At 74.2% G+C, this 16,417-nt stretch carries 10 protein-coding genes and 1 riboswitch; of the genes, 8 read left to right on the forward strand and 2 right to left on the reverse strand.

Going from position 1 to position 16,417, the window contains the following annotated elements:
- From ABD811_RS24560 to ABD811_RS24570, 3 genes are all read left to right on the forward strand, one after another.
- The coding region (locus tag ABD811_RS24560; RefSeq protein ID WP_344952140.1) for a hypothetical protein at positions 1-739 on the forward strand (739 nt) is incomplete at its 5' end.
- A 72-nt stretch (positions 740-811) separates the two neighbouring features.
- Positions 812-1,708, forward strand: coding sequence for an IS982 family transposase (locus ABD811_RS24565; RefSeq protein WP_344952143.1), 897 nt, complete (start codon positions 812-814; stop codon positions 1,706-1,708).
- A 107-nt stretch (positions 1,709-1,815) separates the two neighbouring features.
- On the forward strand, positions 1,816-2,199 hold the full coding sequence (locus tag ABD811_RS24570; protein ID WP_344952146.1) for a VOC family protein: 384 nt from the start codon (positions 1,816-1,818) through the stop codon (positions 2,197-2,199).
- Positions 2,200-2,230: 31 nt separating this feature from the next.
- On the opposite strand, the gene ABD811_RS24575 is transcribed toward ABD811_RS24570, so the two are convergent.
- Positions 2,231-3,199: an alpha/beta hydrolase gene (locus tag ABD811_RS24575; protein ID WP_344952149.1), complete on the reverse strand. Its 969-nt coding sequence runs from the start codon at positions 3,197-3,199 to the stop codon at positions 2,231-2,233.
- Between the two features lie 126 nt (positions 3,200-3,325).
- Between ABD811_RS24575 and ABD811_RS24580 the strand changes: the two genes are divergently transcribed.
- Positions 3,326-4,732, forward strand: coding sequence for an amino acid permease (locus tag ABD811_RS24580; RefSeq protein ID WP_344952152.1), 1,407 nt, complete (start codon positions 3,326-3,328; stop codon positions 4,730-4,732).
- A gap of 42 nt (positions 4,733-4,774) precedes the next feature.
- A complete protein-coding gene (locus tag ABD811_RS24585; protein ID WP_344952155.1) occupies positions 4,775-6,592 on the forward strand; it encodes a serine/threonine-protein kinase in 1,818 nt (605 codons plus the stop codon).
- A gap of 18 nt (positions 6,593-6,610) precedes the next feature.
- Here ABD811_RS24585 and cobN read toward each other — a convergent pair whose 3' ends face one another.
- Positions 6,611-10,264 (reverse strand): cobaltochelatase subunit CobN, encoded by a 3,654-nt coding sequence (cobN, locus tag ABD811_RS24590; protein WP_344952158.1) that lies wholly within the window; start codon positions 10,262-10,264, stop codon positions 6,611-6,613.
- Between the two features lie 58 nt (positions 10,265-10,322).
- Positions 10,323-10,448: riboswitch (cobalamin riboswitch) on the reverse strand.
- A gap of 143 nt (positions 10,449-10,591) precedes the next feature.
- Between cobN and ABD811_RS24595 the strand changes: the two genes are divergently transcribed.
- From ABD811_RS24595 to ABD811_RS24605, 3 genes are all read left to right on the forward strand, one after another.
- Positions 10,592-12,343, forward strand: a complete 1,752-nt coding sequence (locus tag ABD811_RS24595; protein ID WP_344952161.1) for an alkaline phosphatase family protein — start codon at positions 10,592-10,594, stop codon at positions 12,341-12,343.
- A gap of 91 nt (positions 12,344-12,434) precedes the next feature.
- Entirely contained in the window at positions 12,435-12,911 is a 477-nt protein-coding gene (locus tag ABD811_RS24600; protein ID WP_344952164.1) for a YflT domain-containing protein, read from the forward strand.
- Between the two features lie 198 nt (positions 12,912-13,109).
- Positions 13,110-16,367: an ATP-binding protein gene (locus tag ABD811_RS24605; RefSeq protein WP_344952167.1), complete on the forward strand. Its 3,258-nt coding sequence runs from the start codon at positions 13,110-13,112 to the stop codon at positions 16,365-16,367.
- The last annotated feature ends 50 nt before the right edge of the window (positions 16,368-16,417 follow it).

Raw genomic sequence — 16,417 nt, forward strand, 5'->3', positions numbered from 1 at the left:
CGCCGACCCGGCGGGCACCGGCCTGCTCGACCGCCGCCCGTCCCGCCGCACGTCGCTCATCGGCGCGGGCGCCGGCGTGGCCGGCGTGGCGCTGCTGGCCGCCCTGCTCGTCGCCGTCTTCGGCGGCGACTCCCCGCCCGAGGACACCGCGCCGGTCTTCAGCGACGACTTCAGCAACACCCAGTCCGGCTGGGCCGGCGGCACCTACACCGGTGGCGCCGGCTACCAGGACGGCCACTACCGCATGGACACCGACGACTGGCTGAAGAAGCGGGCGCCGAAGGAGACCGACGTGCCGGTCCGCCTGCTGGCCGGCGTCACCTCGACGTCCGTGCAGGCGCAGCCGGACGCCCAGCTCGGCCTCTACTGCCGCGACGCCGGCAACGACACCAACAAGGAGACCGGCTACTGGTTCATGGTGCGCGCCGACGGCAAGGGCGCGCTGCTGCGCAAGGCGTCCCCCGACCAGGGCACCAAGGAGCTCATCGCCACCGAGTCGGCGCCCGGCTGGAAGTCCGGCGAGCGCAACCGGCTGCAGATCGCCTGCGAGGAGCAGGACAAGGGCAAGAAGGTCCACCTGCGGCTGTGGGCCAACGACGACCTGGTGCTGGAGTACACCGACGAAGCGGCGCCGCTGCCCAACGGCGTCTCGGGGCTGGTCATCCGGCGCGGCGGCAACGCGGCCCAGAAGATCACCACCGACTGGGACGACTTCGACCTCGCCGAGATCCGGGGCTAGACGAGTGATTCCTAATGATCACGATGTGGTGGGCCAGCCACCGGACGCGAAGAGGGTGTCCAAGATCGCTGTGTGACGAACAACCTGGACACCCTCGTGATCGCACTGTACGTCAAGATCGACGACGACGCGGCCGGGATCGCCCGGCTGCCCGGACGGCCACCCAAGCTCAGCCATGCCGAGCTGCTCTGCCTGGCGGTCATGCAGGCGATGCTCGGGTTCACATCCGAGGCCCGCTGGCTGCGTCACGTCCGCAGCCACCTGCGGCACCTGTTCCCCTTCGTCCCACAGCAACCCGGCTACAACAAGCGGCTGCGGGCCGCCCTGCCGCGGATCAAACGCATCATCCGCACCCTGGCGGCCGACACCGGCTTCTGGCATGACACCGTGTGGATCGCCGACTCCACCCCGGTGGAGTGCGGCCGGTCCCGCCCGACCGTCCAGCGATCGCAGATGGCCGGCTGGGCGTCCTACGGGTACTGCCGGTCCCACTCGCGGTGGTTCTGGGGGCTGCGGCTGTATCTGATCTGCACCCCTTCGGGGATGCCGGTCACCTGGGCGCTGGCCAACCCCAAGCTGGACGAGCGGGAGGTGGTGGCCGCGATGCTGGAGGTCGAGCCGGAACTGGCCGCCGACCGGCCGGGTCTTCTGCTGATCGCCGACAAGGGGTTCCGGGCCCGCTGGTTCGACGACGAACTCGCCCAGCATGGGATCCAGCTGCTGCGCCCGGCGATGCGCGGCGAGCAGCCCCGGCCGGGCGAACACCTGCTCAAACCCGTCCGGCAGCTCATCGAGTCGGTCAACGACACCCTCAAAGGCCAGCTCAACCTCGAACAACACGGCGGCCGCACCTTCGAGGGCGTGGCCGTGCGCGTCGCCCAGCGCATCCTGGCCATGACAGCGGCGATCTGGCACAACCACCACACCGGCCAGCCGGTCACCCGCTCGCTGATCGCCTACGACCATTAGGAATCATTCGTCTAGGGGCGCGTCCCGCTCGCCCCGCCCTCTCCGGCACCCGGCTCCAGCGCGCGGCCGATGATCGACTCGCGGATCGTCTCCGTACACTGACGGCCATGGCATCCCGCATCAGTGAGCTGGTCCTCGACGCCGCCGACCCCGACCGGCTCGCCGCGTTCTGGAGCGAGGTCCTCGGCTACGTCGAGTTCCACCGGGAAGAGGACGGAAGCATCCACATCGGGCCGCCCGGCGTGGGCTTCGGCGGCCCGCAGCCCACCCTCGTGCTCAGCCCCAGCAGCGACCCGCGGCCCAGCAAGCTCCGCCTGCACATCGACGTCAACCCCACCGACCGCGACCAGGACGCCGAGCTGGAGCGGCTGCTCGCTCTCGGCGCCAGGACCGCCGACGTCGGCCAGACCGGCACCGAGAGCTGGCACGTCCTGGCCGACCCGGAGGGCAACGAGTTCTGCCTCCTGCGCACCCGGCTCCAGCCGCTCTGACCACGTGCGGCGAGCGGCCGCGCGGAACGCCCTACTCGCCGGCGGCGGGATCCGGCAGGTAGCCGGTCATCCAGCGGGACAGCTCGGTGAAGACCTGGTCGCGGACGGGCTTGGCGGACAGCACCAGGTCGTGCACGCCGCCGTCGATCCGCACGAGCGTGACGTGCCGTCCGAGGCGGGGCGCCCAGCGGGCCATGTGCTCGACGTCCAGGACGGCGTCGGCGCTGGACAGGTCGGCCACTCCCGGCTTGGGGCGGACGCTGCGGGTGGAGGTCATCACCAGGACGGGCACGTCGATGTCGAGGCCGCGGTGCAGCCGCAGCTGCCCGCGCCGGACGGCCGCCAGCCACGCCGCCCGCACCGGGAAGCCCTCCAGGGGCTTCCACGCCAGGTCGAAGTCCCACTCGCCGTCGTGGTCGGCGTGGATGCTGCGCGGGTACAGTTCGGAGACGCCGGCGGGCAGCTTGGCCTTGGGGAACCGCGCCCGCAGCGTCCGGGCGAGCCCGGCGCCGAGCTTGCGCAGCGGCAGCGGCTCGTTGATGTCCAGGAACGGGCTGTTGAGGAACAGGCCGTCGACCAGGCCCCGGCCGCGCACCCGGTCGGCCCACAGCGCGGCGACCAGCCCGCCGGTGGAGTGGCCGTTGAGCAGCACGACCCGGTGCTCGTCCTCGTCCCGGACGATCCGGACCGCCGCGTCGATCTCCGGGAAGTACTCGGTCAGGCTGTCGACATAGTTGGGCGTCTGGTGGGGGCGCAGCGACCGGCCGTACTTGCGCAGGTCCAGGGCGTAGAAGTCGAACCCGCGCTCGACGTAGAAGTCGGCCAGGTGCCTCTGGAAGAAGTAGTCGACGAACCCGTGCACGTAGAGCACGGCGCGGCGGCACGGACGCTCGCCGCGGCGCCGGACCAGCGTGGCCACGACCTCGCCTTCGGCGTCGTGGCCCATGGGCAGTTCGATGGCCTCGTACTCCGGCCCCAGCACGTCCGTCGTCGCCTTCATGCGCCCCAGCGTACGGCCGACCCCGCCTCCAACCGGAACACCCGTTTTAGCCTGACCGGAACATGCGGCTCCGGCCACTAGGGTATGGGCGTCCCGTTGCCGACCGATCGACAGGAACGACCAGGCATGCCCGAAACCCTGCGGACCGGCCTGCGCCGGCGCCACATGACCATGCTCGCGATCGGGGGCGCCGTGGGAGCGGGGCTGTTCGTGGGCAGCGGAGCGGTGATCAAGACGGCGGGCCCCGCCGCGGTCCTGTCGTACGCCGCGGCCGGGCTGCTGGTGCTGTGCGTGCTGCGCGCGCTGGGCGAGATGGTGGTGGCGCGCCCGGTCGCCGGCTCCCTGGCCGAGTACGCGCGGATGGCCCTCGGCCCCTGGGCGGGCTTCACCATCGGCTGGCTGTACTGGTACCTGTACGTGATCCTGGTCGGCGCCGAGGCGGTGGCGGGCGCGGCGATCCTCGGCGAGTGGATCCCGCTGCCGCAGTGGACGCTGGCCGCGGCGCTGCTGGTGGTGATGACGGCCGTCAACCTGGTGTCGGTCCGCTCGTTCGGGGAGTTCGAATTCTGGTTCGCCTCCATCAAGGTGGCCGCGATCCTGGTGTTCCTCGTGCTGGGCGGCCTGTACGTGGCGGGGGCGTGGCCGGACGCGACCGGCGGCCTGGGCAACCTGACCGGCCACGGCGGGTTCCTGCCGAACGGCCCGGCCTCGGTGTTCGCGGCGATCGTCGCGGTGATGTTCGCGTTCGGCGGCACCGAGATCCCCACGATCGCCGCGGCGGAGAGCCGGGAGCCGGGACGCGCCGTCGCCCGCGCCACCGGCAACGTGCTGTACCGGGTGGCGCTGTTCTACGTGCTGTCGATCCTGCTGGTGGTGACGATCCTGCCGTGGAACGACGCCAGGGTGCTGACCAGCCCGTTCGTCAGCGCCCTGGACCGCGTCGGGGTGCCCGCGGCGGGCACGCTCATGCAGGCGGTGATCCTGACCGCGGTGCTGTCGGTGCTGAACTCGGCGATCTACGTCTCGTCCCGGATGCTGTACGTCCTGACGCGCAACGGCGACGCCCCGGCCGCCCTGGTGCGGCTCAACCGGCGCGGCGTGCCGGTGCGGGCGATCCTGCTCGGCACCGTGGCCGCGTGGGGCGCGGTGGTCGCCTCGTACGTCTCGCCGGACGCCGTCTTCAAGTTCCTGATGAACTCGATCGGGGTCATCCTGGCCTTCGTCTACCTGGCCGTCGCGTTCTCGCAGCTGCGCCTGCGCGCCCGGCTGGAGCGCGAGGACCCCGGCAGCCTCACCTACCGGATGTGGGGCTACCCGTACCTGACCTGGCTGGTCGTCGCCGCCCTGCTGGCGGTGCTGGTGTCGATGGCGTTCATGGCCGAGCAGCGTTCGCAGCTGCTCGCCTCCGCGCTCAGCCTCGCCGTCGCCGCCGCGGTGTACCCGCTGCGCCGCCGCTACGGCAGGACCCCGCCGGTGTCCGAGGTCCCCGTGCTCACCCACCGGCAGGATGAACCATTTGCCGGAAACGTGTGAACGTGACGGGCGCCTCCCGCATCTCACAGTGTGGGAGGACACATGCCAACGACTCCGCTCCGGCCCGGTGATCCCGAGCGCCTCGGCCCCTATCGCGTCACCGGCAGGCTCGGGCGGGGCGGCATGGGCACCGTCTTCCTCGGCGTGGCCGGCGAGGACCGCCGCGTCGCCATCAAGGTCATCAACCCCGAGCTGTCCGACGACGCCGCCTTCCACGAGCGGTTCCGGCGCGAGGTGACCGCCGCGCGCCAGGTGCGCCGGTTCTGCACGGCCGCGGTGCTGGACGCCCGCCTGGACGGCGACCCGCTGTACGTGGTGACCGAGTACGTCGACGGGCCCACCCTCGAGCAGGCCGTCCGCGAGCAGGGCCCGCTCCGCGAGGGCGCCCTGGAGAGCCTGGCGGTCAACATCGCCACGGCGCTGGGCGCCATCCACGGCGCGGGCGTGGTGCACCGCGACCTCAAGCCGTCCAACGTGCTGCTGTCCTCCACCGGCCCCCGGGTCATCGACTTCGGCATCGCCCGCGCCCTGGACGCGCCGGAGGGCCCCACCCGCGCCGGCCAGTTCGTGGGCACGCCCGCGTACGTCGCGCCCGAGCTGATGCAGGGCGGCGCCCTGACCCCGGCCGCCGACGTCTTCTCCTGGGGCTGCGTGGTCGCCTACGCCGGCACCGGCCACGCCCCGTTCCCCGGCACCAACGTCCACGAGATCATGCACCGCGTCCTGACCGCCCCGCCCGCCGTGGACGCCCTGGACCCGGCCCTGCGCCCCCTGGTGACCCGCGCCCTGGCCAAGGACCCGGCCGACCGCCCCGACGCCGCCACCCTCCTGCGGGAACTGACCGGCCACCCGTCCCTCGTCCCCGGCCCGGCGGCGACTCCCCCGCCGGCGCCGCCTCCGCCTCCGCATGCGGAGGCGGAGGCGCCACCGACGCGGCACACCCCCTCACCTGCCGAAGCGCCGCCCGCCGAAGCCGCCCCCGCGGCTGCCGAGCCACGGCTCGCGGCCTCGGCGACCGCGCCCTCGGGGCCGTCCCCGCAGGGCGAAAAGCGGCCTTCGCCGGAGGCCGCGGGTGAGGCGACGGCGGCCGGGGCGTCGGTTCACGGGGCTCCGACGCAGGCGGTCGCCGAGGTCGGGCGCGACACGGGGACGCGGCGGCGCACCATGCTGGTGCGGGTGGGGGCGCTCGCGGTGATCGGCGGCGTGCTGGGCGTGCAGCAGTTGCTGCCCGACGACGGCACGTCCGAGGCGTCCGCCGACGATCCGCCCAGGTCAGCGGCGGTGCTGATGAAGGACGACTTCGACGACCCCGGCAGCGGCTGGACGGCCGGATCCGGCGGATGCGGCGCCTACCGGGACGACGGCTACGTGCTGGACATCGCCCCGCGCGCCGGGGCCGCGCAGGCGTGCGCGGCGTCCACGGCGATGCCATCGCCGCAGCACGGCATCGTCGACGTCAAGGTCAGGCTGGCGGCGGGCCCGAACGGCACCGCCTGGGCGGCGGGCGTGCACCTGCTGGCCGGGAAGGGCGGCGACGACCGGTACGACGTGGTGCTGCGCCCGGACGGCACGGCCGGGCTGAACAAGGTCGTCGGCGGGAAGGCGACGGAGCTGGCCTCCGGCCGCGTTCCCGACTTCGAGCTGGACGACCACAACCGGATGCAGGCCGAGCTGGACCTGCGCGGCGACGCCCCGCGCATCGCGCTGTGGGTCAACGGCGGCAGGGTCTTCGACCACACCGACACCCGCGACCCGCTGCGGCAGGGCACCACCGGGCTGGTGCTGTACGACGCCGGGACGAGCGAGCGGGTCACGGCCGCGTTCGACGACTTCACCCTGTGCCAGGCCGAGGACGCCTGACCCGCCCCTCCCGTCGGGCTACTGTTCGTCCTCGGCCTCCAGGTCGCCTTCCGTCTGGAGGTAGGTCCGGCGGAGCCGGTCCAGGGTCTCGGGGTCGGGGGCGGCCCAGAGCCCGCGGTCGGCGGCCTCCAGCAGGCGTTCGGTGATGCCGCGCAACGCCCACGGGTTGGACTGCTCCATGAACGCGCGGGTCTCGGCGTCGAAGACGTACTCCTCGGCCAGGCTCTCGTACATCCAGTCGTCCACCACCCCGGCGGTCGCGTCGTAGCCGAACAGGTAGTCGACGGTGGCGGCGAGCTCGAACGCGCCCTTGTAGCCGTGCCGCCGCATCGCGGCGATCCAACGGGGGTTGACGACGCGGGCGCGGAAGACGCGGTGGGTCTCCTCGGCCAGGGTACGGGTCCTCACCTGGTCGGGCAGGGCCGAGTCGCCCACGTACGCGGCGGGGTCGCGGCCGGTCAGGGAGCGCACCATGGCGACCATGCCGCCGTGGTACTGGAAGTAGTCGTCGGAGTCGACGATGTCGTGCTCGCGGGTGTCCTGGTTCTTGGCGGCGACGGCGATGCGGCGGAACGAGGACTCCATGTCGGCGCGGGCCTCGCGGCCGTCCAGCCCCCGGCCGTAGGCGTAGCCGCCCCACACCGCGTACACCTCGGCCAGGTCGGAGTCGTCGCGCCAGTTGCGGGCGTCGATGAGCGGCAGCAGCCCCGCGCCGTACGCGCCGGGCTTGGAGCCGAAGATGCGGGTGGTGGCGCGGCGCCAGTCGCCGTGCACGGCCCGGTCCGCCACGGCGTGCCGCCGCACGAAGTTGCGGTCGGCGGGCTCGTCCAGCGCGGCGACGGCGCCGATGGCGTCGTCGAGCAGCGCGATGACGTGCGGGAACGCGTCGCGGAAGAACCCGGAGATGCGCAGCGTGACGTCGATGCGGGGGCGTCCCAGCTCCTCCGGCGGGACGATCTCGAAGCCGGTGACGCGGCGGGACGCGTCGTCCCACACCGGACGGCAGCCGATGAGCGCCAGCACCTCGGCGATGTCGTCGCCCTGGGTGCGCATGGCGCTGGTGCCCCACACGGTCAGGCCCACGCTCGCCGGGTAGTCGCCGGTGTCGTCCAGGTGCCGCCGGATCAGCGAGTCGGCCAGCGCGACGCCGACCTCCCAGGAGTTGCGGGACGGGATCGCCTTGGGGTCGACGGAGTAGAAGTTGCGGCCGGTCGGCAGCACGTTGACCAGCCCGCGGGTAGGCGAACCGGACGGCCCGGCGGGCACGTACCCGCCGGACAGGGCGTGCAGCACCGCGCCGATCTCGTCCCGGGTGGCCGACAGCCGCGGCACCACCTCGACCGCGGCGAACTCCAGCAGCCGGACGACGGGCTCGATCTCCCGGTCGAGCGCGTCGCGGCACACGGCGGGGGCCTGCGCGGCGTCCCAGCCGCGTTCCTCCATGCCCTCGACCAGGCGGCGCGCCAGCGACTCCAGGACGTCGACGGCGTCGGAGGCGGTGCGCGCGTGCGTCCCGGCGATGTCGGCGTCCACCACCGCGCCGGGCTCGGCGAGCAGCGCCTTCTCGTCCAGGCCGTGTGCGGCGGCGAGCGCGGCGCGCAGGCCCGGCATGGCGCCGGCGACGCCGCCCCACACCTGGGCGGCGCGCAGCACGGCCAGCACGAGGTTGACGCGGGTCGGGCCGAGCGGCTCCTGCCCGAGGACGTGCAGGCCGTCGCGGATCTGCACGTCCTTGATCTCGCACAGGTAGCCGTCGATGTGCAGGATGAAGTCGTCGAACTCGGCCTCGCCGGGCATCTCCTCCTGGTGCAGGTCGTGGTGCAGTTGCGCGGCCTGCACGAGCGTCCAGATCTGGGCGCGCACCGCCGGGAGCTTGGCCGGGTCCAGGTCGGCGACGGTGGCGTACTCGTCGAGCAGCTGCTCCAGCTTGGCCAGGTCGCCGTAGGTCTCGGCGCGAGCCATCGGCGGGACGAGGTGGTCCACGACGGTGGCGTGCCCGCGCCGTTTGGCCTGCGTGCCCTCGCCCGGGTCGTTGACGATGAACGGGTAGACCAGCGGCAGGTCGCCCAGCACGCCGTCGGGCGCGCACTCCGCCGACAGGCCGAGCCCCTTGCCGGGCAGCCATTCCAGCGTGCCGTGCTTGCCGAGGTGCACGACCGCGTCGGCGCCGAACTCCTCGTCCAGCCAGCGGTAGGCGGCCAGGTAGTGGTGGGACGGCGGCAGGTCCGGGTCGTGGTAGATCGCCACCGGGTTCTCGCCGAAGCCCCGCGGCGGCTGGATCATCAGCACGACGTTCCCGAACCGCAGCGACGCCAGGACGATGTCGTCTCCGTCCACGTACAGGTCGCCGGGCGGCTCGCCCCAGTGCTCGCGGACGCGTTCGCGCAGCGGTTCCGGCAGCGCCTCGAACCAGCGGCGGTAGGCGTCGAGGGGCACCCGCGCCGGGGCGTTGCGCAGCTGCTCCTCGGTGAGCCACTCCACGTCGTGGCCGCCCGCCGCGATCAGCGCGTGGATGAGCGCGTCGCCGGTGTCGGGGTCGCTCCAGTACGTGCCGTCGTCGCCCAGCCGGTAGCCCGCGGCGGCCATGTCGCGCAGCAGCCGCACGGCCGAGGTGGGCGTGTCGAGCCCGACGGCGTTGCCGACCCGCGAGTGCTTGGTGGGGTACGACGACAGCACGATCGCGACGCGTTTGCGTTCGTTCGGCACGTGCCGCAGCCGCGCGTGCCGCACGGCGATCCCGGCGACGCGCGCGGCCCGCTCCTCGTCGGCCACGTAGACCGGGACGCCGTCGGGGCCCTCCTCCTTGAAGGAGAACGGCACGGAGATCAGGCGCCCGTCGAACTCGGGGATGGCGACCTGCATGGCCGCGTCCATCGGCGACAGCGCCCCATCCGACTCCTGCCAGGCGGCGCGGGGCGTGGTCAGGCACAGGCCCTGCACGACGGGCACGTCCAGGGTCGCCAGCGCGCCCGCGTCCCACGATTCCTCGTCGCCGCCCGCACTGGCCTGCGACGCGACCGTCCCGCCCGCCGCCAGCACGGTGGCGACCAGCGCGTCGGCCTGCTTGAGCAGGTCGAGCAGGCCGGCGTCGGCGCCGCGCAGCGACCCGCAGAACACCGGCAGCGCGTTGCCGCCCTTCTCCTCGATCTTCCGGCACAGCACGTCGACGAACGCGGTGTTGCCCGACAGTTCGTGCGCGCGGTAGAAGACGACGCCGACCGTGGGACGGGCCGGGTCGAGCCCGTACGACCCGTGCACCCCGTACGACGGCATCGCGACCGGCGGCGCGAAGCCCTCCCCCGTCAGCAGCACGGTGTCCGACAGGAAGCGCGCCAGCTCCCTGAGGTTGGCGACGCCGCCCTCGCGCAGGTAGCCCAGCGCCTCGGCCGCCACCCCGGCGGGGACGGTGGACAGGCCCATCAGCTCGGCGTCCGGATCGGCCTCGCCGCCGAGGAACACCACGGGCAGGCCGCCGCGGCGCAGCCGCTCGACGCCCTCCGGCCAGGTCTTGCGCCCGCCCAGCAGCCGCACGACGACGACGTCGGCGCCCTCGGCGAGCCGGTCGACCTCCTCGGCGGCGAGCCGCACCGGGTTGGCCGTCACGTAGCCCGCGTCGGCCGCGCGGGCGGCGAGCAGTTCGGTGTCGGCGGTGGACAGCAGCAGAACACGCATCGGCAGGGCCTCCTCCGGGGTCCGCGCCCCGGCTCGGTGACGAGGTCACGACGGCGCGGAGTCTCCTGGCTCCCGGATCGACGTCACGGCCCCCGGCCTTCCAGCGCGTACGCCGTGGCCCTGTGTGGAGGCGGACTCCCCGGTCACAGTTGCGGGACAGCCCCGGATTCGCACCGGGTTCCTCCCCTACCGTCGGCCGCCATCGTAGCCGTGACTGAACCGGCGCCCCAGAGCCGCCGTACACAGGGTGGGCAGCGCGGACCGGCCTTCCCTGCGAGCCGGCATGCGCGACAGTGGTCAGCAGGCTGCGTATGGGAGGACCCCCTCGTGTCTCTCTTCACGCCTTCCCCTCGGGAGACGGCGACGGCGGACGGCGACGCGACGACGCCGGAAGGCGCCCCGTCCCGCGAGCGGGGCGCGTTCGCCATGCTGCGCCGGCACCGCGTCTGGTCGCGGACGGTCACCGTCCTGGCGTTCCTGCTGGTCGCCTTCGCCCTGCTCACGCCCAACCACCTGAACAGGCTCACGCCCGGCGCGTTCGCGCGGGTGCCGATCGAGGGCGTCCTCGGCGTGGTCCTCGTCCTGGCCCTGCGCGGGCGGGCCCGGCGGATCGCGGCGGGGCTCGGCGGCGCCGCCCTCGGCGCGCTGCTCGTCGTGAAGGTCGTCGACATGGGCTTCTACCAGGTGCTGGTCCGGCCGTGGGACCCGGTGCTGGACTGGGCGTTCGTCGACGCGGGCCTGGAGTTCTTCACCGGCGAGTACGGCGGGGCCGGCGGCGTCGCGGTGCTGACCGGAGCGGTGGTGCTGGCCGTCGGCGTGATCGCCGTCATGGCGCTGGCGGCGGTGCGGCTGGCGGGCGTCGCGGCCCGGCACGACACCGGGGCGGCCCGCGCCGTCGTGGTGCTGTGGGCGGTGTGGACGGTGGGCGTCGTGTTCGGCGCGCAGCTCGTCCCGGGGGTGCCGGTCGCGTCCTCCGGCACCGCCAAGCTCGCCTACAACCGCGCGCTCAAGGTGCGCAGCGGCCTGCACGACAAGGAGGTGTTCGCCCGGCAGGCCGCCGTGGACGGCTTCCGCGCCACGCCGGGCGACCGGCTGCTGACCGGCCTGCGCGGCAAGGACGTGCTGGTCGCCTTCGTGGAGAGCTACGGACGCGACGCCGTCGAGGACCCGGAGTTCTCCGCCCAGGTCGGCGCGGTGCTCGACTCCGGCGGCGAGCGCCTGCGCAAGGCCGGGTTCGGGGCGCGCAGCGCCTGGCTCACCTCCTCCACGGTGGGCGGGGGAAGCTGGCTGGCCCACGCCACGCTGCTGTCCGGCCTGTGGATCGACAACCAGCAGCGGTACCGCAACCTCGTCGCCGGCGACCGGCTGACGCTCAACCGCGCCTTCGGCCGGGCCGGGTGGCGGACGGTCGGCCTCATGCCCGCCATCATCCGGGCCTGGCCGGAGGGCCGGTTCTTCGGCTACGACCAGGTCTACGACAACCGCACCCTGGGGTACCGGGGGCCGCGCTGGGCGTACGCCACCATGCCCGACCAGTACACCCTGTCGTTCTTCCAGCGCGTCGAACGCGAACGCAGGGACCGGGACACGCCCGTCATGGCCGAGACCGCGCTGGTGTCCAGCCACGCGCCCTGGGCCGCCGTCCCCCGCCTCGTCGACTGGAACCAGGTCGGCGACGGGTCGATCTTCAACGGCCAGGGCGGGATGAGCCTGAAGAAGGCCCAGTGGCCGCCCAACGACCGCATCCGGGGCGAGTACCGCAAGTCCATCGAGTACACGCTGAACACCCTCATCTCCTACGTGGAGACCTACGGCGACGACGATCTCGTGCTGGTCTTCCTCGGCGACCACCAGCCCGCCCCGGTGATCACGGGCGAGGGCGCGAGCCGGGACGTCCCGATCACCATCGTCGCCCGCGACGCCAAGGTGCTGGACCAGATCTCCGGCTGGGGCTGGCAGGACGGCCTCAAACCCGCCCCGCGGTCCCCCGTCTGGCCGATGAACGAGTTCCGCGACCGCTTCCTGACCGCCTTCGGCTCCCAGCCCGCCGGCGCCCCGTCCCAGGCCCACCCCCGCTGATCGCCGGGGACGTCGGGACCTTCGGCAGGTGCGCCCCGCGTGGCCGTGGGTAGTGCATGCGGCAACACCGCGGATACGAGGACGGACGCACATGAACACGCAACCGATACCGAACACCGACCGGCCGGTCGTCGGGTCCTACAGCACCTACGCGGAAGCCCAGCGGGCGGTCGACTTCCTGTCGGACGAGAAGTTCCCGGTGGAGCGGACGGCCATCATCGGCTCCGACCTGAAGATGGTCGAGACCGTCCTCGGCCGTCTCACCAAGGGCCGCGCCGCCCTGGCCGGAGCGGGCAGCGGCGCCTGGTTCGGCCTGCTCATGGGGCTGCTGCTGACCCTGTTCACCAGGAACCACGGCGCCGTGCCGTCGCTGCTGGTCGGCGGCATCGTCATCGGCGCGGTGTTCGGGGCGGTCTTCGGCTTCATCGCCCACGCCGTCACCGGCGGCCGCCGCGACTTCGCCTCCCGCAGCCAGATCGTCGCCGCCCGCTACGACGTCGTCACCGACCCGGAGGTCGCCGAGGACGCCAAGAACCGGCTCATCAAGCTGTCCTGGCGGGAGGGCTGACCGGGCGTTCGCGCCCGACAGGCGGCGGCCCCGGCCCGGCTCAGTCCTTGCGGCCGGTGGTGGCGACGGGGGCGGACGAACTGCGGCCGGCTGCCGGGGGAAGCATCCGAATATCCGTTCGCACGGCAGGGCGGAAATGTCGGAAGGGGCGGTTACCGTCGTGACGGACGCGTACGCCCTGGAGGACGGCGGCCCAGCATGACTTCCACGTTGATCGGACGGGAACATCCCGCGGCGGTGCTGCGCGGGGAGGTCGACCGCGCGGTGGCCAGCCACGGCGGGCTGGTGCTGGTCGCCGGGGAGGCCGGGATCGGCAAGACCACCCTGGTGACCGAGGCGATGCGGGAGGCCCGCGACAGGGGCGCGCTGGTGCTGGGCGGCTCGTGCTGGGACTCGGCCAGCGCGCCCGGCTACTGGCCGTGGACGCAGGTGGTGCGGGCGCTGCGGCGCGCCGTCGACGCGCGGGAGTGGGCGGCGGCCGAGGCGGCCGCGGGCGGCGGGCTGGCGGTGCTGCTCGGCGAGTCGCCCGGCGCCGACGCCGACGGCTTCCAGGTGTACGACGCGGTGACCAGCGCGCTGGTGGCGGTCTCGCAGCGGCGCCCGGTGGCCGTCGCGCTCGACGACCTGCACTGGGCGGACGCCGCGTCGGTGCGGCTGCTGGAGTTCGTGGCGCAGCACACCTGGTTCGAACGGCTGCTGCTCATCGGCACCTACCGCGACGTCGAGGTGGAGTGGGACGAGCACCCGCTGCGCTCCCTGCTGCCGTCGCTGGCGGCCAAGGCCACCGTCGTCACGCTGACCGGGCTCGGCCGCGCCGAGGTGGGCCGGCTGATGCACCGGACGGTCGGCGTGCAGCCGGACGACGCCCTGGTCGCCGAGGTGCACCGGCGCACGGGCGGCAACCCGTTCTTCGTCGAGCAGGCCGCCCGGCTGTGGCACGGCGGCGGCACCGTCAACGCGATCGCGCCGGGCGTCCAGGACGCGGTGCGGCGGCGGCTGTCGCTGCTGCCCGGCGCGGTGGCGCGGCTGCTGACCTCGGCGGCCGTGCTGGGACGCGAGTTCGACCGGGGCGTGCTGGCCGCGGCGATGGGCGAGCCGGTGCCGCGCGTGGAACGGCTGCTGGCGCGGGCGGTGGCGGCCCGGCTGGTCGTCGCGCGCGACGACGGCCGTTTCGCGTTCGCCCACGACCTGGTCAGGGAGACCCTGTACGGCACGCTCGGGGACGTCGAGGCGCGCCGCGCGCACGCCGCCGTGGTGCGGGCTATCGACGACGCCCCGGCGCTGGCCGGGCGCGTCATGCCCGCCGAGCTGGCCCGGCACGCCCATCTCGCCGGTGACGAGATCGACGCGATGCTCGCGGTGGAGCACCTGCGGGCCGCCGCCCGCGACGCCCGCCGGCGCAGCGCCGTGGAGGAGTCGATCGGGCACCTTCGGCGCGCGCTGGAACGCGCCCCCGCCGGGCACGGGCGCCTGCGCGTCCTGCTGTCGCTGGAACTCGGCCGCCAGCTGTCGCACGCCGGCGACGAGGACGCGGCGTGGCAGGTGTTCGAACGCGCCGTGGCCCTCAGCCGCGAGGTCGACGACACGGCGCTGCTGGCGCGGGCGGCGCTGACCCTCTACCCGTACGAGCCGCCCGGCCCGGCGCAGCGGCTGCGGGACGAGCTGCTGGTGGAGGCGCACCGCCGGATGGTCCTGGACGGCGCCGCGCCGCCGGTGCGGCGGCCGCTGATCCAGCTCGCGCAGGAGCTGTCGGCCGCCGTCGCGCGGCAGGCCCGCGGCGGCGACGACGAGACGCTGGTGTTCAGCCTGTGGGCCCGGCACGACGCCCTGCTGGGCGTGGGCACCGCCGCCGAGCGCCTCGCGCTCACCGAGGAGCTGTTCGGCCTGGCGCGGCGGACCGGCGACATGGAGACGGCCTACCTGGCGACGTCGTTCCGCTGGGTGGCGCTGCTGGAGCAGGGCGATCCGCGGTACCTGGAGTACTTCCACCGGTTCGTGACGATGGCGCGCGGCGCCGACGCCGACATATGGCACATGGGCGCGAGCGCCGACGAGTGCGTCATCGGCGCGCTGCAGGGACGGTTCGCCGAGGCCGAGCGGCACGCGGACGCGCTGCTGACGGGCGAGACGTGCGGGGCCGGTTCCGGCCTGGCCTACATGGCGTTCCAGTTCCGGTGGATGATCCAGTTGCTGCAGGGCCGGTTCGAGGAGCTGGAGGCCACGCACCGCGCGCTGTACGAGCGCGACCACCCGTACGCCGAGCTGCTGGAGGCCGTCACCGCCGTGCAGCGCGGCGACACCGATCTGGCGCTGCGGCACCTGACCGCCATGCAGGACCGCGAGGAGCCCTATCCGCCGGTCGTCGCGTCGCTGTGGCTGCGGTTCCAGGCGCAGGCCGCGGCCGCCTCCGGCGATCCGCGGCGGTGCGAGCGGGCGCGGTCGGCGCTGCTGCCGTACGCGGGGCTGTGGGCGGTGGCGCTGCACGGCTGCGAGGTGAGCGGTCCGATGGACCTGTGGCTCGGCGAGCTCGACGCCGCCCAGGGACGCTGGGACGACGCCGTCCGCCGCTTCACCGCCGCCCGCGAGTCGGCCGACCGGCTGCTGGCCCGTCCCTGGTCGGTGGAGGCGCGGCTGCGGCTGGCCGAGTCGCTGCTCGCCCGGGGTGCCGACGGCGACGCGCAGGCCGCGCGCGGGCTGCTGGCCGAGGTCACCCGCGAGGCCGCCGACATGGACATGCGCCACGTCCCCGCCCGGGCGGACAGGGCCCTGTCCGCCGCGGTCGACGCCCCGGCCCGGACCGCCGGGCGCGCTGCGCCCGTTCCCGCGAGCGGGCCGTCGCGTGCGCGGGAGGCGTCCGCCGTGCGGGCGACGGCGAGCACGCGGACCCTCGAGAGCGCGGAGGGCGGCGACGGGGGCGTGTTCCGGTTCGACGGGGCGGTCTGGACGCTGTCCTTCGCCTCCCGGACGGTGCACATGCCCGACGCCAAGGGCCTGCGCGACCTGCACGTGCTGCTCGGCAGCCCGGGCACGGAGATCCCGGCGGTGCGGCTGGCCAATCCCGCCGGGGGCCGGGTGGCGGAGGCCGCGCTGCGGGGCGGCGGCGATCCCGTGCTCGACGAGGAGGCCAAGGCGCGGTACCGGCGGCGCCTGCTGCGGCTGGACGAGGAGATCGACCGGGCGGCCGCGCTGGGCGACGACGGCAGGGCCGCCGAGTTCGACCGGGAGCGGGCGGCGCTGCTGGCCGAGCTGCGCGCCGCGGCCGGGCCGGCGGGCCGCGACCGCCGCCTGGGCGACCAGGCCGAACGGGCGCGCAAGGCGGTCACCGCGCGCATCCGCGACACCCTGCGCAGGCTCGACCGGCGCCATCCGGAACTGGCCCGGCATCTGCGCGCGACCGTCTCCACCGGCCTCACCTGCGCCTACCGACCCGACTCCGACGTCACCTGGCGCCTGTGAACCGGGCCCCGTGAGGGCCGCGGGCGCGCGCCCGCGGCCCCGCGCCGCCA

Source organism: Actinomadura miaoliensis (assembly GCF_039536785.1).
Taxonomy (GTDB): domain Bacteria; phylum Actinomycetota; class Actinomycetes; order Streptosporangiales; family Streptosporangiaceae; genus Spirillospora; species Spirillospora miaoliensis.